The 17,954-nt window shown below is 69.0% G+C and carries 19 protein-coding genes and 3 pseudogenes; 8 read left to right on the top strand and 14 right to left on the bottom strand.

Features of this window, described 5'->3' with window-relative positions:
- Positions 1-12: 12 nt before the first annotated feature.
- Positions 13-240, top strand: a pseudogene (locus OHA65_RS37955) (IS256 family transposase); the annotation flags it as partial.
- Between the two features lie 105 nt (positions 241-345).
- Here OHA65_RS37955 and OHA65_RS37950 read toward each other — a convergent pair.
- Both OHA65_RS37950 and OHA65_RS37945 read right to left on the bottom strand, forming a co-directional pair.
- A complete protein-coding gene (locus OHA65_RS37950) occupies positions 346-1,578 on the bottom strand; it encodes an acetylhydrolase (RefSeq protein ID WP_327286396.1) in 1,233 nt (410 codons plus the stop codon).
- 241 nt (positions 1,579-1,819) lie between these two features.
- A complete protein-coding gene (locus OHA65_RS37945; protein WP_327286395.1) occupies positions 1,820-2,974 on the bottom strand; it encodes a hypothetical protein in 1,155 nt (384 codons plus the stop codon).
- A gap of 49 nt (positions 2,975-3,023) precedes the next feature.
- Between OHA65_RS37945 and OHA65_RS37940 the strand changes: the two are divergent.
- Positions 3,024-3,380: pseudogene (locus OHA65_RS37940) on the top strand (DUF4259 domain-containing protein); the annotation flags it as partial.
- Between the two features lie 384 nt (positions 3,381-3,764).
- Here the strand turns inward: OHA65_RS37940 and OHA65_RS37935 are convergent.
- The 8 genes from OHA65_RS37935 to OHA65_RS37900 all read right to left on the bottom strand — a co-directional run bounded on the left by OHA65_RS37935 (position 3,765) and on the right by OHA65_RS37900 (position 9,134).
- Positions 3,765-4,133, bottom strand: a complete 369-nt coding sequence (locus tag OHA65_RS37935; protein ID WP_327286393.1) for a PRC-barrel domain-containing protein — start codon at positions 4,131-4,133, stop codon at positions 3,765-3,767.
- Between the two features lie 155 nt (positions 4,134-4,288).
- Positions 4,289-4,450 (bottom strand): hydrophobic protein, encoded by a 162-nt coding sequence (locus tag OHA65_RS37930; protein ID WP_327286392.1) that lies wholly within the window; start codon positions 4,448-4,450, stop codon positions 4,289-4,291.
- Positions 4,451-4,603: 153 nt separating this feature from the next.
- The gene (locus OHA65_RS37925; RefSeq protein WP_329316911.1) at positions 4,604-5,275 is read right to left on the bottom strand and encodes a hypothetical protein; all 672 of its coding nucleotides are present in this window, start codon (positions 5,273-5,275) and stop codon (positions 4,604-4,606) included.
- A gap of 733 nt (positions 5,276-6,008) precedes the next feature.
- Complete coding sequence (locus OHA65_RS37920; RefSeq protein ID WP_065965692.1) at positions 6,009-6,212, bottom strand: cold-shock protein; 204 nt, start codon at positions 6,210-6,212, stop codon at positions 6,009-6,011.
- 236 nt (positions 6,213-6,448) lie between these two features.
- A complete protein-coding gene (locus OHA65_RS37915) occupies positions 6,449-6,787 on the bottom strand; it encodes a MerR family transcriptional regulator (RefSeq protein WP_327286389.1) in 339 nt (112 codons plus the stop codon).
- A 983-nt stretch (positions 6,788-7,770) separates the two neighbouring features.
- A complete protein-coding gene (locus OHA65_RS37910) occupies positions 7,771-8,217 on the bottom strand; it encodes a DUF2267 domain-containing protein (protein ID WP_327286388.1) in 447 nt (148 codons plus the stop codon).
- A 51-nt stretch (positions 8,218-8,268) separates the two neighbouring features.
- Positions 8,269-8,664, bottom strand: a complete 396-nt coding sequence (locus OHA65_RS37905) for a DUF2267 domain-containing protein (RefSeq protein ID WP_331736390.1) — start codon at positions 8,662-8,664, stop codon at positions 8,269-8,271.
- A gap of 113 nt (positions 8,665-8,777) precedes the next feature.
- Positions 8,778-9,134, bottom strand: a complete 357-nt coding sequence (locus OHA65_RS37900) for an Hsp20/alpha crystallin family protein (protein WP_405763665.1) — start codon at positions 9,132-9,134, stop codon at positions 8,778-8,780.
- Between OHA65_RS37900 and OHA65_RS37895 the strand changes: the two genes are divergently transcribed.
- Positions 9,116-9,343 (top strand): hypothetical protein, encoded by a 228-nt coding sequence (locus OHA65_RS37895; protein ID WP_327286386.1) that lies wholly within the window; start codon positions 9,116-9,118, stop codon positions 9,341-9,343. The genes OHA65_RS37900 and OHA65_RS37895 overlap by 19 nt on opposite strands.
- 162 nt (positions 9,344-9,505) lie before the next feature.
- Here OHA65_RS37895 and OHA65_RS37890 read toward each other — a convergent pair whose 3' ends face one another.
- From OHA65_RS37890 to OHA65_RS37880, 3 genes are all read right to left on the bottom strand, one after another.
- Entirely contained in the window at positions 9,506-10,042 is a 537-nt protein-coding gene (locus OHA65_RS37890) for a transposase (RefSeq protein ID WP_327286689.1), read from the bottom strand.
- On the bottom strand, positions 10,039-10,578 hold the full coding sequence (locus OHA65_RS37885; protein ID WP_327286688.1) for a winged helix-turn-helix domain-containing protein: 540 nt from the start codon (positions 10,576-10,578) through the stop codon (positions 10,039-10,041). The genes OHA65_RS37890 and OHA65_RS37885 overlap by 4 nt, the downstream gene beginning before the upstream one ends.
- A gap of 1,147 nt (positions 10,579-11,725) precedes the next feature.
- A complete protein-coding gene (locus OHA65_RS37880) occupies positions 11,726-12,991 on the bottom strand; it encodes an IS701 family transposase (RefSeq protein WP_327281052.1) in 1,266 nt (421 codons plus the stop codon).
- 432 nt (positions 12,992-13,423) lie between these two features.
- Between OHA65_RS37880 and OHA65_RS37875 the strand changes: the two genes are divergently transcribed.
- Positions 13,424-13,828, top strand: coding sequence for an STAS domain-containing protein (locus tag OHA65_RS37875; RefSeq protein WP_327286385.1), 405 nt, complete (start codon positions 13,424-13,426; stop codon positions 13,826-13,828).
- Positions 13,829-14,275: 447 nt separating this feature from the next.
- Here the strand turns inward: OHA65_RS37875 and OHA65_RS37870 are convergent, their stop codons facing one another.
- Positions 14,276-14,608 (bottom strand): hypothetical protein, encoded by a 333-nt coding sequence (locus OHA65_RS37870; RefSeq protein WP_327286384.1) that lies wholly within the window; start codon positions 14,606-14,608, stop codon positions 14,276-14,278.
- A gap of 31 nt (positions 14,609-14,639) precedes the next feature.
- On the opposite strand from OHA65_RS37870, the gene OHA65_RS37865 reads away from it, so the two are divergent.
- From OHA65_RS37865 to OHA65_RS37850, 4 genes and pseudogenes are all read left to right on the top strand, one after another.
- Positions 14,640-15,314, top strand: a complete 675-nt coding sequence (locus OHA65_RS37865) for a hypothetical protein (protein WP_329316907.1) — start codon at positions 14,640-14,642, stop codon at positions 15,312-15,314.
- Between the two features lie 317 nt (positions 15,315-15,631).
- Positions 15,632-15,871: pseudogene (locus OHA65_RS37860) on the top strand (recombinase family protein); the annotation flags it as partial.
- A 352-nt stretch (positions 15,872-16,223) separates the two neighbouring features.
- Positions 16,224-17,195 carry a zeta toxin family protein gene (locus OHA65_RS37855; protein WP_331736572.1) on the top strand — a complete coding sequence of 324 codons (972 nt, stop codon included), beginning with the start codon at positions 16,224-16,226 and terminating at the stop codon, positions 17,193-17,195.
- 169 nt (positions 17,196-17,364) lie between these two features.
- Positions 17,365-17,868, top strand: coding sequence for a hypothetical protein (locus OHA65_RS37850; RefSeq protein ID WP_327286381.1), 504 nt, complete (start codon positions 17,365-17,367; stop codon positions 17,866-17,868).
- Positions 17,869-17,954: the final 86 nt, after the last annotated feature.

Here is a 17,954-nt window from a genome sequence, read left to right as displayed (position 1 = left end):
CGTGGCCCCGGCACGACCAATCCCATCGAGTCGACCTTCGCCACCGTGCGGCTCCGCACCGAGGTCACCAAAGGCGCCGGCTCCCGCGCGGCCGGCCTGGCCATGGTGTTCGAGCTCGTCGAGTCCGTCCAGGCCCGCTGGCGAACCGTCGACGGCGCGCACCTCGTCCTCCTGGTCCGCGCCGGGGCCCGCTTCGAACGTGGACTCCTGGTCGAGCGCGCCGGGGCCCACGCGGCATGACCTGGACGGCCGGCATGCCGCGTCCTGATCGACCTCGCGCTACCGTCCCACCCGGGCCCGCAGAGCCCGATGGAACGCTGGGCACCGGTGCTGGCCCCTGCGTGCTCAGGGGAGGAACGTCACTGCCGGGAAGGCCGGGGACGGCCCGTCGAGTAGGTGGCCCCGCCGGTGGCGCAGGTGCTCGTCGAAGAACGCGAGCGGGTAGGCCTGCTGGATCTTCACCGCCTGGTCGGGATCGAGGGTGCCGATCACGTCCTGGAGCTGCTGCCCGCTCCATCCGAACAGTTTCGCCACCTGTGGGAACAGCGCTTCGTTGTCGCCGTACGAGACGTGGACGGCGCCCTGGGCCTGAATGTTCAGCCGCCAGCCGCGCAGGTGCGACCAGAAGGCGGCGGCCTCGGGAGTCGTTGCCCGGGTGAACACGGCGGACATCATCATGAAGGGCCGGTCCAAGTCGCCAGCCAATGGCGGGTTCATCTGCATCGGGCCGTCGAGGCTGAGCCCGGCCCGGATGCGCTCGTCCGCGAGCGTGGCGCAGGCGGTGGCCGTCCCGCCCTTCGACCAGCCGAACGCGCCCATGCGCTGCGGGTCGAGGGAGCCGAGCAGCCCGGCCGGCAGCTCCCTGTGGTCGACGTCAGGATTGCGCCCGGCGGCGAGCTGCTCGACGCAGTCGAGGACGAAGCGCAAGTCAGCGGCAAAGTCTCCGGGGAGCGTCGGCGCCTGCCTGTCGCGCAGCGGGACGGCGATCCGGCCGTCGGGGAACTCGGTGTACGTGTCGTACTGGTGAGCCACCGTCACAGCCGCGTACCCGTGGCTGGCGAGCTCTTGGACCATGACGGTGTGGTCGCCCTGGTGGCTGTGCGCGCCGTGGGAGAAAACGACGACGGGCAGCCGTTGGGCCGTTCGCCGCACCGGAGCACCTACGTGGCCGGCAGTGAGCGGCCCCAGGGCGGCCAGATCGCTGAACCCGACGTCGGCGAGGAACGCCTGGAATGCGCCGGCCGGCATCCAGGGCGCCACCGGGTACCGCTCGACGTCACGGGCGGGGTACCAGACGGTGGCCATCAGTTCGCGGAAGTGCCCTGGGCCCGCGAGGTCGTCCGGACGCGACCGGTCGACGAGGTGTAGCTGAACCGTGCCCACCGGATGCGGCCCGGTCGGCACGGGCAACATGAGCCGCGCCGGAGCGGGGGCCGGGGCCGGGTCGGGGGCGGCCGGGTCAGCCCACGCGGGGCCGGCAACGGCGGCAAGCGGCACGGCGGCCCCGGCGGCCAGCGCGGCTCCCAGCATGCTGCGGCGCGTCAGGCCCTTCCGGCTGATGAACGGCGTAGTGATCAAGAGCCCTCCCCTAGTGACGGATCGTCAACCATGCCGCAACGGCGAGTCCGTGGGCACAGGGGGAACCCTGTCACGTGCCCCTCCTGCGCAGCATCAGCCCATGGGTTTACGCCCTGGGGCCGATGCGGTCGGAGCTGTCGTCCGGTTGCGAGGCCATCCCGATCGCCTCGGGCCGCAGACCAGGGCCCGCTGGCTCTCACACCGCTGCCACCAAAGCGAGAGATCACACCCCGGCGGCATCTCACCCCGCCGCGGTCTCGGGCACGGCACCTTCGTCGGGGCGCCGCCGTACCTCCGTCGCGGCCGGCACGCTGGCCTCCGGCGCGGCGTAGAAGTCCGGATGCAGGGTGCGGTACGCGGTCTCGTTCGGGAGCCGGTACTCCCAGGCCAGTGCGCGCGTGGCCACGCCCGTGATCGGGTGGTCCCGGTAGTACCGGACCCAATCTGCCCACAGCCAGGTCCGCGTCCCACCGGCCAGTGCTCCCAGCCGCTGCTGCTCCTGCGCCAGGGTCTTGCCAACGTTCTGCGCGTAGCGCCGGACCAACGTCACGCTGTCGGCCCGCATCGGCGTCTTGTACCCGGCCGGGGAACGGAACGGGGCCGTCGTGCGCGTGACGTGGTCACCATCGGCCCAGTCGACGGTGACCTGCCCGGTGTCGTGCAGGGTGACGACCGCGTCGACCGAGGCGTTCCACCACAGCACGCCCTTCCCGAACCAGCCGACCGTCAGAGTCCCGTCGCGCTCCAGCCCGTGCCGCGGCACGGTGCGCTCGGCGAGCTCGTGCGCAGGAACTCCGAGCCGCGCGGCGGCCTTCTTCACGGACTTCGCCAGGACCTTCTGCGGGTGCAGGGCGGGGACGACGTCGTAGTGCAGGGCCCACAGTTCCTCCATCACGTCCGGACCGGGCAGGTCGCCGAGCGCCGCGAAGGCCGCGCCCGCGATGTCGTGGTCCACCCGGTGGTACGTGTCCATGGCCTGGGCGTTCTTACGGGCGACCGCGGCGAGGTCGGCGCTCAGCCCCTCGGTGTCCCGGCGGAGCCAGCCCGCGGCGAGGAGGAAGCCGATCGCGAGGCTGCGCGCCCGCGAGGCAGGCTTGATCATCCCGAGTTCGCGGATCACGTGCTCGGGGTCGTCCATGTCGTGGAACGACCCGCCGCGGGCCAACTCCCGGACCGCGTACCGGACCAGCTCGTCGGCGCCGTCCGCCTTCAGCAGCGCCTTCGCCCGGCGCTTCCAGGCGGCGTCGACCTTGTACCGCCAGTTCCAGAACCCGTCGGACGTCCCGAGGTGCACGACCAACTCACCCAACTCGGGCGACAGGCCGGTGAACCGCTCGCGCGTACGAGTGCTCCAGCTGTTGCCGGGATCAAACAGGTCCGCCACAAGATCATTCATGCCGTGATCCTGCCAAACCACACTGACACCAGCCGCCGGGGGACGGACCGTGCCCGCAGCACTGCGCGACCGCAGTGGCAGCTGCACACTCCCCTGCGCCGTGCCTCGCGGAGGGCGGAGCGCGGATGCCGGCGCCTTCGGCAACGACACGGCCGCGGACTTTGCCGACGTTTTCGACGACACCGAGTCCGAGGCACGAGAAGCCCTGATCCGAGGCGTCCTCATCCCGACGATCGACGCAACTGGCCATCTCCCTGAAGCGGACGAGGCGGTGGCCGCCGCGCTGATCGCGGCGCGATGCCCGGGCGGTGAACCCGTCGACACGCCCTACGGCCCGGAAACTCCTATGCCCCTGTTCCCTTCCGACTTTCGCGCGCTGGCTGACGAAGCCCTCGCCCGCATCGCCGACGACGAGAACGGGCCGGCCTCGAACTGGGTCGGCCCGGAGGACCGGAAGAAGTGGCGGGGCGCCGACCTGGGCTCCCGAGGCCGTCGGCAGTGGCGGATTCGGCTGGCTGATGTCGATGCTCGGACAGAGCTACGGCTTCCCGGTCCCCGGCGGCGGGTCCGGCGCCCTGACCTCGGCGCTGGTAAGCCGCCTGCGGCGCCGCGGGGGCATGAGGCTGCCTGCGCGTTCGCCACGGGCGCGCAGCGCCTCCCCGGCCCCGGACGCGGCGCCCGTATCACCCGAACGGGGCTGCCGGAGGAGGACGAAGACGGTTGCAGGGAGGGAAGCGGACACGCCGAATGGCCCGGACTCGACGAGTCCGGGCCACGGCAGCTGGGGCACTCAGGCAGGACGACCACCGAAGGGGGCGCCGGTGCCGTAGTAGGTGCCCAGCTCCTCGCGATAGCCGCTGTCGCCGAGGTGCTGGTCCCGGTGGAACTCGGGAGCGTCCTTAATCTGGCCGCTGGTGCGGTCGAGGTAGATCTTCCTCTCGTCCGGGTCGACACTCACGACCGTGCTGGCAGGCAGCAGGACTTCCTTCCCGAAGATCCACATGCCGGTGTCGACCACGAGGTAAGCGTCACCCACCTCGTCGGAGTGCTTGTCCACCTTGCCGATGCCACCGTCCGTCGCCTCGACCTTGTAACCGGTGAGGTCGATACCCGCCAGGTATCCCGAGGTCGACTTGTAACTCCACACATGCTCAGTCACGCGAAAACAACTCCTCGGACAACAGAAGACAGCGGGCCCATCCTGCTGCTTTCCTTTCCGTTCGGCAGTGTCGGCAACTCGTCAAACCGCCGGGCTTTCCGCCCGGAGTCAACGAATTGACGGTCAGGCTGATCACCAGCCCGCCACCGAATCCGCTACCAGCGGTACCAGCGGGCGCTGCCGCCACTGGGCCGGGCAACGAAACCGATCAGCCACACCACCAGCACGATGACTGCGACCCACCACAGGGCTTTCAACGCGAACCCCGCGCCGAAAAGGAGCAGGGCCAGCAGAAGAACGAGAAGCAGGGGAACCATATGAATCAACCTCCGAGACACCGGGTGCCCCTGCCCTCCGACTTCAAACGCCGCATCCCACGGACCGCACTCACACACCGCGGGGGACACCGTGAAGGGCTGCGTCCTGACCAACTACTTCGAGGACTGACCCACCTCCTCGCCTCACGTGGTTCAGGGAGACGGCACGTCTGGGCCCGTGATCCAGTGGTGGTTTTGACCGAGCCGATAGACCGTCGCTGAGAGGTCAGCGGGCATGAGGCGGAAGGGGCGGCCGTGGTCGTCGACCGTCACGGTGCCCGCGTCGTGTCCGCTTTCCCAGTCGATGTCCAGGTACCAGGAACACAGGCAATGCTTCGTGGTGCTGACGAACGCGAAGACTTCGGGATCGTTCTCGGACGTCTTGTACGGAAAGTTCGGCGTGTTCTCAAGTGGGCTGATGCGCAACGTGTCGAGGTCGGCGCTGAATGTCCTGATCTGCAGAGTGCCTCCGCAGCCGTACGCGCCGGGTGCGAAGACCGTTCCCTTCACGGGCGAGGACCGTTCGGTAATTCTCAGGCGGGCGTCTTTCAACACGACGCTCGCCGGCGATCTGCCCTGCACGGTCAGGGTGACGGCCTCCTGGTCCATGGCGGTGGCGTCGTATTTGCGTGCCCAGGCTTGGAGACTTTCACCGGCACGCGGGGGCTGAACCCTCGCGCGGTCGCCCTGCACCAGAAAGAGCGGGCAGTCCGCGGCCGTATCCCGTTGCACGTGCAGCGTGAAGGGAAGCTCCTTTCCCTTGATGGCATGTTCCAGACCGGACTTGACCGCATCGATTACGAGCGAAGCGACGGCCGCGAGCACAGCGGCTGAGAAGGCGGCCGTCAGAGCTTTCCAATGCCGGCGCCACCAGGGAACACGGGACCCCGATGACCCCGCTGCTGGCTGCGATCCCGACTTCGGGGGCGGGTCTGCGGTCATTGCCTCCCGCTTTCCGGCGAACCGGCCATGTCTGCGGTACCTCCCGCCGGGCGCACCACGACCGCCCGATCGCCCCGTTGGGTGAGCCGGCGGTCGTCATGTGCGGCCGGACCAGCTCGCGGGCGTCGCTGGAGCCGGCCCCACCCAGTAGCCCGCAGCGACGCCATGGATTCTCCCTCGGCTTTGCCCGCGTTCAACCCGTAGAAGACAGGTTGTTGACCACGCCCTCCGTTTTAGCAACCACGAGCTGCGGGCGGACGGAGAACCAGGCTGGCGCTCGCCCAGGCGGCGGATACGGTTCACTGCAAAAACGATTGCCCGGTTCCCCATGACATGGATGCCCCGGTACCTGTCCGACACCCCAGCGCGAAACCCTCAGCACGACAGCAGGGCAGCGGCAGCGGCAGCGGCCCGAACCGATGTACCGCCTGATCGAGAGAGCAACGGCTCCTCACGCCAGCCCGGACGCAGATCGGGGCCGCGCGGCAAGAGCTGCGCGGCCCCGATCTCGTGCTCCACACCCGCCCGCACTGTGCATGCTCGGTTTGAGCCGTGCGAGCCGCCTTACGCTTCGAGCGCGGTGGCCGTGATTCTGCGGGCGGTGGTGGTGGAGGGGTCAGGCCAGGTTGATGTTCTCCGCCTGCGGGCCCTTCTGGCCCTGGGTGACGTCGAACGTCACGGCCTGGCCTTCCTGGAGCTCACGGAAGCCCGAGGAGTTGATCGCCGAGTAGTGGGCGAAGACGTCCGGGCCGCCACCGTCCTGGGCGATGAAGCCGAAGCCCTTCTCCGCGTTGAACCACTTCACAGTTCCCGTAGCCATATCCATGCCTTCCAGTCGATGAACGCCTCCCGCAACGCGGAAGGCGGAGGTGATCGCCCTGGTCCCTGCGGCACATCACAGCAAAACGCCCACGCCTTCGGCGTGGGCAAAGGGAACTTCCGAACCACGACAGCTGACTTAAACGTTACACGCCCGCACGCCTGTCACCATAGAGAAACGGCCATCGCGTCGCGCCGGTGTACGCCTGCCGCTGGGCCAGGCGGGCGCAGACCGCCTCAGGACGCGGGCGGGGGATCCGCTCTTTCGGCAGCGCGGCGGTATTCGGCGTTGATGCGCTGGGCTTCTTCGAGCTGGTCTTCGAGGATGACGATCCGGCAGGCGGCCTCGACGGGCGTGCCCTGGTCGACGATTTCCCGGGCCCGGGCGGCGATCCGCAGCTGGTAGCGGGAGTAGCGGCGGTGCCCGCCGGCGGAGCGGAGCGGGGTGATCAGGCGGGCTTCGCCGAGGGCACGGAGGAAACCCTGGGTGGTGCCGAGCATTTCGGCGGCCCGGCCCATGGTGTAGGCGGGGTAATCGTCGTCGTCGAGACGGCCGAACGAGTCGTCTGCTGTCATTGAACCCCTCTCGTGGAAACGCATTGAGGGGCCCTGGTGCCGTACGGCACCAGGGCCCCGAAGGAACTGCTACACCATCTGCCGGCCCTAACTCTGCACCAGCCTTTTGTGTCCGCGGGCCCGACCTGGATGCTGTCGGGGCTGCGGGGATCGCGGTTGCTTGACCGGAGACCACCTCACTATCGATGTCCTGCGGTACCCGGGCTCAGGTTTCCGCCCGGGCGATCCTGATGGCGCTCGGCTCCTCCGTTCTTCCCTCGGTGATCAACTGCGTACTGCTGTACTGCGTACCGCTGGTGAAGCGAACTACTGCGCGGCCTGTCCCAGCGCCACACTCCGGCAGCCAGCCCCGTCGCCCATCCTGCGTCTGCTCTGGCTTAGAACCCCACTGCCGAACCTCCCGGTGCGCGCGCCCGCAGCCGACGCCTTCACCGAGGTACTGCTCGTGCTGCTCACTGACTTCACTGCTGGGTACTGCGAACTGCATTTGCGGGTACTGCCACTGCGTCAACTGCGGTACTGCTTGCGGCGGCCCCTGATCACTGCGGGCCACCCGGTCCGGTCGTCAGTCCCGTTGCCGTCCTGCAACCGCTCTGGCTTCGAAACTCCACCACCGCACCGTCCTGCATGCTGCAACTGCGGGTCTTGCCGCCCGGCAGTTCATCTCTGCCAGGCCCTTCGTTCTCTCTGTGCTACGAGAGAAACCATACCCACGCCATCAACCAATGTCTAGCCTGGCCGGCATAGATTTTCGCCTGGCGAGTAGCAAGACAATCGACTCCGGCCGCGTAGTCGCTCCCTGACCCTGCCCGAGCCCGGACAGGGAGCGGCCGTCCAAGCACTGCCACTCCACCGGAAATTTCCCGCCCCGCCGGGCCGAGCTGGGCCACTGCCCCGACGAGCCCCGCGCGTCGCCGCGGCTTGCTCGACTGCCGAAGCCGAGACCCGGTCCTGACGCTTGTCGCCGCGCGTAGCCGGCTCGGTCAGGCGGTGGCGGGCTGGGGTCGGGGCAGTTCTGCCTGGCCGAAGAGGAGGGCGTAGCCGCCGGGGAGCTGGCGCAGGATCTCGGCGAGGAGGTCGGGGCCGGCGAGGCGTGTGACGATGGCGAGGGCGGCGCCGGTGTCCCGGCGGGCGGTGGCCGGGGTGGCACCGGTGCGGGCGGCCAGGTCTTTGACGAAGCCCCAGCCGGTGAGGTGTTCGGTGTCGGGGATCTGGGCGGTCAGGGTGAGGGCCGCCTCGACGGGCAGGCACTGGGCAAGGCGGAAGCGCTCGTCGCCGGTGAGCTGGCGGCCGAGGGCGGCCAGGACGTTGTGGACGGCTTCCGCGGCTCGTTCGCGGGTGGGATAGGCGCCCTCGTAGCGCACGCGTTCCAGCATCTGGTCGAACGTCATGACGGTGCGGGACGGGTTCGCGCGAGGCTGGTCGTACATGGCTGCGGTTGCCTTTCCCTGCGAAGGATCCGACCCTCGGGCCGGTGGTGATCAGGTGGGTCGGGGGTGGCCGAAGAGGAGGTCGTAGCCGGGCGGGAGCTGGAGCAGGACCTCGCGGGTGAGGACGTCTCCCGCAGCGGCGGCCGCGGTGGACAAGACCGCGCCCATGTCCCACAGGGCCGTCTTCTCTGTGGCGCCCTCGATCCAGGCCGCGGTCGCACGGACGAACCGCTCCGGCGAGAGCGGCTCCGCGGCCTGCAGCGGGTTCAGGAGGATCAGGGCGTAGGTCTCGGGGAGCCTGGCGGCGAGCTCGGCCCCGACCGTGCCGACCAGGTGCGCGCCCAGCAGGGCCAAGACGACGCGGGCGACGCGGTCGGCTTCTTCAGCGCTTTCGTACTCGCCTCGTTGCTGGACGTGGGCCAGGAACGACTCCCCGCGCATCGACATCAACATCACCTCCGGGAGGGGGTGATGAACGTCAAAAGAGGGGGTGGCGGAGGGCGGGTGCCAGAGGGGGATCGGCTCCTCCCGCCCTCCGCGGCCGGCTGGTGCGGGAGGCTTCAGCCGGAGATCTGCTTGCGGCCCGCTTCGCCGCCGATGCTGATCTTGCGGGGCTTGGCGCGCTCGGCGATCGGGATGCGCAGGGTCAGGACGCCCGCCTCGTAGTCGGCTTCGATGCGCTCGGTGTCGATGGTGTCGGCCAGGACGAGCTGGCGGGAGAAGACACCGAGGGGCCGCTCGGAGAGCTCCGTCGCGGCAGAAGTCCCGAAGAGCGGGGCGAGCTGGCGCATCGTGAGGTTGGTGCGGTGCTCTGCGCAAGCGACTACATCCTTCGGCCTACTGTGTTTTCGGCCCTGTGGAGGACGATCTTGCGGCACCGCCGCGAGAGAGTTGATCCGTGCGAACAACCATCGGATACACCGTCGAAAGCATCGGCTACGTCGTAGGAGCCCAGGGGGTCGTCAGCTTCGCTTCGCAGACCTTCTTCGGCACGGAGTGGGGCTGGATGCACAAGGTCGTCGACCTTCCGTCCACCGGTTACCTCGGCATCGTCGTCGTGGGGCTAGCGTTCATCGTCAGCGGGGTGAAGATGCGGAAGGCGCCCGGGCGCCAGGAGGTCGCCTGACCGGGGGGCCCTTCAGCCAGCGACTCCCATTTACGTGTCGTAGCCGAGTCCCGCTACGACCATGCCCGGCTCCCTCTCGAACGCGCCGACCAGGCCGCCGAACGGCGAGGAGTTCACGCATGCCGGCACCGCCCGCCGTCGGGTGAACAGCTACTGAGGTTTTCAGGGTGGGGTCGGTGGGTCGATGGTCAGGTTGGTGGCGGTGAGGCAGCCGTCGATCAGGTGGGGCCGGAGCTGGATTCTGCGTAACTCGCGGCGGAATGTGCGGTCGAGGTCGTCGGGTGTGGCGAAAGCGGTGTTGGCCATTGCTCTGCGCACGAGTGACCAGACGGCCTCGACGGGGTTCAAGTCGGGCGCATAGGGCGGGAGGCGGACGGTGGTAAGCCAGTCGTGCTCGGCCTCGTACCGTTTCAGCCCGGCGGCGAGGTGGGTGTTGAGATTGTCCCAGACCACCACAATCGGGCCGTCGAGCTGGATGTGTGCCCGCACCAGCAGGTCGCGGTAGTCCTTCCAGGAGAAGCTCTTGCGTGCGCCCTTGAGCAGGAGATGGGTGCGGGGGCGGTGGATGAGACGGCTCTTCTCACCGGGTTTGTAGCAGCACAACGCGGCGACCGAGGTCCGGCGGCGGGACCTGCCACGGACGCGGATGACGGGAGTCTGCCCGCGCCGGCCCCAGGTGCGGGCACGGGGCGGAGTCATCGAGAAGCCGGCTTCGTCCTCGAAGACGACCCAGGCACCGGACGCCGCCGCGAGCCTTTTACCCGGGGCCACACCTCCTTCTTCCACAGCTCCACCGCGTGCTCGTCACGCTCGAGGGCTCTGCGGGCGGGCGCCTGCCAGGACCAGCCGTGCCGTTTCAGCAGCCGCCATACCGTCGCCACCGACAGGCTCACCCGAAGACGCCGACGGATCAGCGTCTGGACCCGGACCAGAGTCCAGCGTTCGTCTTCGAAGCCGTGCGCCGACGGGCCCTTGCCGAGTTCCTCCTCGAGCACAGCGAACTGGGCATCAGTGACGGTCGGGGAGTTCGCCGGACCCGCCGAGCGCAAGGCCTCCATGCCGCCCTCGCGCCATGCACGACGCCACCGCTCCACCGACCGGACACTCACCCGCAGCTCTTTCGCGATGACCGCGGTCTTCTCACCCGCCGCGAACCTTTCGCCGGCCTGAAGCCGGATCCCCTCACGAAACGCCCGACGCTCAGCGGTCAGGCCCCCACCCTCTGGATACCTCACCTCACCGGCATACCGCAGGGATCATGAACCGTCACTACCCGATGACAACCCGAAAACCTCAGTAATCCGACCGGACGCGGCTCCGGCACGACGACGCTGTTCCCACCCGCGTGCTGTAGCTGGACTCCGGCGAGCTGGCACACATCGGCACGGAGGAGGAGGAGGAGGCCGTCTCCTGGGACTGGGCGGCGGTGGAGACCTTCCGGCACTCCGGTGTCCGCCATGGCTTCTCGCCTTGAGAACGCCGAGGTCAACGGATGGCTCAGCCTTCTGCCTCGGCCTGCGTCCTGCGTTGCAGAGGGTCGGCTCCGAGCTCGGTGAGCCGGGCGAGCATCTTGGGGTGGACATGCAGCATCGGGCAGCGGCTGACCAAGGCTTCCTCGTCGGCCGTGGCGGCAGACGATCGAGGCGATGACGTGGAACAGCTCGGCGGACATCGGGAGTGCGATGACCAGCAGGGCGGGGCTGGAGTCTGGCTGGCCGCGGACACGCCGTCCCCCGGCCAGGCGGGCCAGGCGCCGAGAGCGCGGGCGAGTTTCTCGCTCTGCTCGCGCGTGATGCCTTGCCCCAGCCGGATTCCGCAGCGGGGACTGCGGTGAGCACCGCAGACGAGGATCCCGGCGAAGATCTCGTCGCTTCCTCCGTCCCGCCAGACCTCGTGCTTCGATGGCCGGGACCCTCGCCCACATCAGTGCCTCGGCGACCACGTCGACGGCCTCAGCCGGGGTGTCCTGGTCGCCCAGGAGGTACGGGCGATGTGGATGAGGTCCAGCCATGCCAAGCCGGGACCGGCGAAGTGGCCAGGTACCCATGACGCCCCCGGTCGGCATGGGTCACGAAGTACTCGAAGCTCGCGTCATCGGGATAGTTGGCATGCACCAGTACAGCGGTGTGATCGTCGGCGAACGGTACCCGGAAGGCCGGCCGCGCTTCCTCGTTCATCAGCCCCGGGTAGGTCCATCAGCTCTTCGCCGGCGACAACCGGGCCCTCGTCGTATCCGTTGATCAGCACTCATCAAGGGTGCCAGGGCCCTATTAGTGCTTGGTCAGGTCGGTGTTGGTGTGGGTATGCCGCGGTGGCAGGTGGGGCAGACGCCGGTCCATGTCGCGAGGAGGGTCTGTAGCTCGCGGACGATCCGGTAGAGGCTCAGGCCGGCGCCGTGTCTTTTGGGGCTCTGGCCAGTCGTTGCAAGGTGCAGAAGGCATGCGCGACGGAGACGAGGGTGACGTGGTGGTGCCAGCCGTTCCAGGTGCGGCCCTCGAAGTGGGCAAGTCCCAGGGCCTGTTTCATCTCGCGGTAGTCGTGTTCGATGCGCCAGCGGAGCTTGGCTAGGCGGACCAGTGTGGTCAGTGGGGTGTCGGCGGGCAGGTCGGAGAGCCAGAACTGGACGGGTTCGCCCTGGTCGGCCGGCCACTCGGCCAGGAGCCAGCACTCGGGCAGTTCCGGGCTGTCGGCCGCTTGGCGGACCTCGCGGCCGGCGGGCCGGATCCGCAGGGTCACGAACCGCGAGTACATCCGTTTGAAGCCGCTGCGGCCGGTGCCGGGCCGGGAGCCCTCACGCCATTGCACCGGCTTTGCCGCCTTCCGGCCGGCCGCGATGACCAGCTGTTTCACCGACTGCGGCTTGTCGGGGTACTTCTCCACCGGCCGGCGTCCGATCCCGGAGTACGGCTCGGCGACCGGCACCGCGTGGCCGGGCTGGGCCGAGAGGGTGGTGGAGATTCCCACGACGTAATTGAGGCTGCGGGCCTGCAGGCCGTGCCGGAATGCCGCCGCGTCGCCGTATCCGGCATCCGCGACGGCCACCGGCACTTCGACGCCCCAGGAGCGGGTCTCATCGAGCATGTCGAGTGCGAGTTGCCATTTCTCCACATGCCCGATGTCGTCGGGGATCTGGCAGGCGGTGCGGCGGGCGACCTTGGCCGGGTCCGCCTTCACCGACCCGGGGGCCCAGGTCTCGGGCACGAACAGCCGCCAGTCGACCGCCGCCGAGGCATGATCCGAGGCCAGGTGCAGGGAGACGCCCACCTGGCAGTTGGTGACCTTGCCCGCAGTGCCGGTGTACTGCCGCGACACACACGCCGAGGCATTGCCGTCTTTGAGGAAGCCGGTGTCATCGAAGACCAGCACGGTGGGCCGGATCGCCTTTTCCATCTTCCAGGCCAGCCGGGCCCGCACATGCGCGGGGTCCCACGGGCTGGTGGTGATGAAGTGGGCCAGGGCCTGACGGTTACCGTCCTCGCCCAGCCTGGCGGCCATCGGCTCGACGGACTTGCGCTGCCCGTCCGTGAGCAGGCCCCGCAGGTAAACCCGCCCCCACCGACGCTGATCCTTACGCGCGAACGGCTCGAAAACCTCCGTCGCAAAGTCCTCCAACTCGCCACGTACAGCAGCAATTTCCTCCGGCGTCACACGTCTTGAACGACACACCGAGCCCTTAGGACACGCAACACCAGCCCCAACCTGACCAAGCCCTACTATGACCGTGCGTCCCGTCCCTCCCCCCTCCCCCCCCCATCAAAGGAGCCCTCACTGACGCCGTCACGCGGGAAGCGGGCGCCCAGTGCGCCCCGCCTGAACGTTGCGCAAGCAGGAGGGTCGCGCGATGGGCAGTGGCCGTTGCCCGTCAACTGGCAACGCGGCCCGTTCGGTGTGCCGCCGGGGCGCTGATGGCCACTGAGCACCGCACTCGTCGCATGCCGCCGGCAGCACTGCTCCGTCACAACGTCGAAGTCAGCCAGGTTGGTGGGGGAACGTCAGCGAGCCTCGCACCCGTCCGGGGTAACGCCGCGCCAGGATGGGGAGCCCCGAGGGCCCCGACGCCCCGGGCGGGAGGAGAACGCATTGATCACCACGAACCTTCAGCGTCACGGCACGGTCCTGGTCAGCGTCATTGGGACACTCGACGAGAACGCGGGCCCGGCGCTCCAGAGGGCACTGGACGACGTCACCGCCGGCGAGCGGGACCTCGTGGTCGACCTGCACCGCGCGGAGTCCATGGACGCCAACGGCCTGCTCCACCTGCTGGCCCTGCACCGGCAGGCGGAGAATCTGGGTCTGCGCGTCCAGGTCGTTGGCTGGCAGCCCCAGCCCCAGCAGCTCATGGCCGATGTCGCGGGCATCCGCGGGCGCCACTCGGCCACGGGTGAGCGGTACACCGTGGTGGGCTTTCGCCGGCTGATCGAGCAACGCGCGCAGCGTGCACGGGACCTCTCGGACTTCGGTGCGGGATGGCTGTCCGGCGTATAGCCAGGCGGTCCAGTGTCCAGGCCGTTGACCAGCGCGCGCGTGCTCGGGCTATCCGGCGCGTTCCCTTGCTCGGCCGCCGGCCCGCGCCGTGGAGGGCGCCGTCTGCGACCTCTGGCGGGACGTATTCCGCTTCCCGTACGGCGTCCGGCGCGGCGGCATCTGTTCGCCGGGCCGGCCACACCGAGACGGTCCGGCTGACGGACCGCTCGGTGGAGCAGGCGAAGGCGGGCCTGGCCGCAGCCGTAGCCCGCGAACCCGGTCCGAGCCAACGGCAGCCGAAATTTCGTAGCTTCCACGCGCAGGCCCCGACCTCATGGACTCGACGGATCAGGCTCGGCCCCTTCGACAAGACCTACTGCCTCGGCCCCAGAGGCAAGGAGTACGGCGAACCGCACGCACTGCTGGAACGAGCCCTCGACGAACCAGCGCATGAGAGGGAGGTGGTCTTCATCGTGGGACTTTCTCTGTTGGTGGCGTGGGGGTACCGAAGTCGAGGTCCTCGTCCGGCGGGTTCAGGGACCGGGCGATCGCCTTGTCCTGAGAGGCGATGACGGCACAGACGCACATGGCCGTGCCCAGGATGAGCAAGGGCCCAGTGCTCACCAGCGGCACTGGAGAAATGATGGCGCTACGAACCCGTACCGCGCCGGCGACTGCGGAGGTGTCGATCAGGCTGCGGATCGTGGACATCAGGAGCGGCTCGCGCACGCCTAGGCTGATGCCCAGCAGACTCACACCGATCAGCACGATCCACAGGTGGTAGATGCCCGCGAAGGCCATCGCTGTCAGAGGGCGGTATGAGAGCGTATAGGTGTTTTGTCGTCACCTGAACGTGTGGCGGTGCGGCATCTCGGCCGGTCGGCGGCCATGGGCCGCCGGTAGTGCCCTGGCCGCGATCGAACTCCTCACGCCGGGCCGCGCCGCAGCCCTCACGGGCGCATCGGAGTCGGGGGCGGTGCTCTTCGCCGCACTCGCCTGCGCCGGATTCATCTGCGCGGGTCTCGGCAGCCACCTCGCACCTCTGACCGCCCGGCTAGCAGGAAGCGGCGAGCGTGCCGTCATGGTGAGCCTCGGCACCAGCGCGAGCGGTCTGCTTCTGCTCGGCGCCACCGCAGCGTCCACAGGAGTGGGCTTCATGGTCCTCGCGGCTACCGGCTACGGCCTGGTCTACCTCGGGCTCGGCGCGGCGGGACCGAGTGAGAACGACATCCTGCACCGCCGTGTCACCAGTGAGGGCCGCGCCACCGCGTTGTCCGTCCAGTCTCTCGCTCTGCAGCTGACGGGAGCTCTCACCGGCTTGATCATCGGTGTCCTTCCGCCAAGCCCGCTGCCCTGGCTGCTGGGAGGCAACGTGCTGCTGGCAGGGGCTCTCCTGTGGACTCGCCGCAGCAAGCCCAATCCCCCGAGCCTCGCCGGCTCCAATCTGCACCACACGGATGCCAATCACTCTCACCAGGACGACCTGAAGACCGGGCGAGCCCGGTAGAAGCTGTACGCGAGTGAGCGCCCGAGGCCTCGCCTGTCCGCGAGCCCTCGGGCTGTTGCTCATCTACCGATTGATGAGCAAGATCGGCAAGCGGCTGCCCTCGGCTCGATCGGCGCCGGATCATGCCCATAAAACGGTGTCAGAAAATCGATGTGCTCAAGAACTTGAGGAGCACCGTTTTCTGTACGATCTGACGGGTGCAACGACCCCACGACGACGACACCGCCGATCTCCTCGCCCCCGTTCCGGCCGCACGGACCGGCGACCTCGTGGGATACGCCCGCGTGTCCACCAAGGGACAGTTGCTCGACCGGTAGATCCACGCCCTCACGGAAGCGGGGTGCATCCGGATCTTCGCCGACAAGAAGTCCGGCAAGAACGCTGAACGCGAGGAACTGTGGAAGGCCCTCGACTTCCTGCGCGAGGGCGACACTCTTGTTGTTCCGTCGCTGGACCGGCTCGGCCGCTCCCTCCAGGACCTCATCGCGATCGTGTCCGGCCTGCGTAAGCGTGGCGTCGGCTTCACCTCGCTGCACGAGGCTCTCGACACGACCACGAAGCTCACCGACAACGGCACCTGGAGCCGGCGGCCAGCCGCGGCCGCGACGGTACGCGCGGAGCGGTTACGGCCCTGGAGCGGGCCCCGGACGCGCGTCTTTCGCCGGAGCCTGGTGCGCGCCGAGGTCCTGGTCCATGACGAGCGCTTGCCCGCGGACCGCCGCCTGGCCGTCTCCCGCGATGCCGAGCGGGCCGCGACGGCCGCCGAGCCGGTCCGCCGCATCGCGCACCCGCTCCCCGGCCCGCCCGGCACCGGCTACCACCGGCTCAGCCCGGATCAGCACCGCTTGACCTTCGACGAGCTGATCGCCCCGACCTTCCTGCGCAAGGCCACCTCCCGCCCGGAACCCGCTGGTCGTCTACCTGGTTGGTGAGCCGGGCGCCCGGCAGCTGGAGGCGCGCCGGATGCTGCGCCGGGCGATGCGGCCGCGCACCGTCGTGCTGGACCCAGACCTGTTGCGCGGCCACCACCCGGACCACTTCCAGCTGGTCAACGCCCCCCCTCGCCGACGAGCTAGTGAGGCCGGATACCGAGGGCTGGCAGGGTGCGTACGCGAACGGCGCGGCGACCTGCTCATCGAGGCCGACTTCACCGGCGCCGCCGACTTCACGCTCAGCGCGGGCCGGTTCGCCCGGACCGACTACCGGATCGAGGTCGTGGCCCTGGCCGGGCCGACAGCCGACAGCCGGCAGCGGACCCTCGTCAACTACGCCCGCGCCCTGGAGCTCGACGTCGTCACCGCGCTCCCCGCCCCGGCCGCGCACGCCAGGGCCTGCCAGGTGTCGGCCGACATCGTGGCGGCCGCGGCCGCCGACCCCGCCGTCAGCGCGGTCCAGGTGATCGACGGCGACCACCGGGCCCTGGGCCGGGACCGGTGGTCCGCCTGGGCCCTGGCCGCTGCCCGGCGCCGCCTCTACACCGCAGGAGAGGCCGCCCGCTTCCACTCCGTCCAGCGGGCGCTGCACCAAGTGCTGCCCCGCCTGCGGGAGGAGGCCGACGACGCCGTAGGCCAGGCGTACATCACCGTGCTCGCCGAAACCGTCGATGCCCTCCCTCTCATCACCCCGGCCAGCTACAGGCCCCAGCTGGATGTCCCCAGAGCCCTTGCAGCGCCCGGGCCGGGTAGGGACACCGTTGGTGTATTGGGCGTTTGCGCCAGGGCGCATGCCGGTCACCCAAGTCTCCTTCACCTACGCATGCTTGCGCCGGACCTGAAGCTGCTCGTCTCCTCAGGCCCGCGATCCTGGTCGCTTTTGCTGCCGAATAGTGAGCAGGCGTCAGATGATCACTCTAAAGGGCTAGGCGTCATCAACTCCACATGAATTGCGGTCACTTGACGCCCCATTTGGCGACGCGGGGCGCTCAGGGTACCCCATTCGGCCCTCTGCGCCAAATTTCCGGCATGTCGCGACATGAAAGTCATATGAGTAGTTAGTACTTTTACTCACGTACCGGTCGCACAGCCGGTTCCTCTGAGACAGGAGAAGTCGTATGAAGATCGCCCGCTCCACCGCGGTCACCGCAAGCATCGCGGCCGCCGCAGCCATGGCCGCGATGGGCATCACCTACGCCTCGGCCGCCTCCCAGCCGGAGCGGCCGGCCCCGGTTGTCCAGCAGGCGGCTGTGGCTCAGGCGCCCCTCGGCGGCGACCCGGCCAAGGGCAAGGGCAACGAGGACCGGGAGCGCTTCGAGGGCCGCCACCAGGAGGGCCGGATCAAGATCAACGAGCGGTCGTTCTCGGCCCACCCGGGCGACTGCATCACCGTCATCAGCGGCCTGGGCGCCAAGACCCTGAACATCCGCAACGACACCCGTAACACTGTCGAGGTCTTCGGCGGCGCGGTGTGCGACAACGGCGCGCCCATCGCCACGGTCGGTCCCCAGAGCCAGAGCAACGGCGTGAAGCCGGATTGCCACGAACACGACGGCGTCGAGGTCGAAAACGGCGTCGTGGGCAGCTTCCGGGTGGTCGAGCGTCACGACGCCAAGGACTGATCCTGATTCCGACGGCATAGCAGGGAGTCCCGGCCCGCCGAAATCGGGCCGGGCTCCCAGTCCGGGCACCCACCCGGAGCGTTCTC

The sequence above is a fragment of the Streptomyces sp. NBC_00045 genome, from assembly GCF_045041095.1.
GTDB lineage: Bacteria > Actinomycetota > Actinomycetes > Streptomycetales > Streptomycetaceae > Streptomyces.
This window is presented reverse-complemented; position numbering and strand designations above follow the sequence as displayed.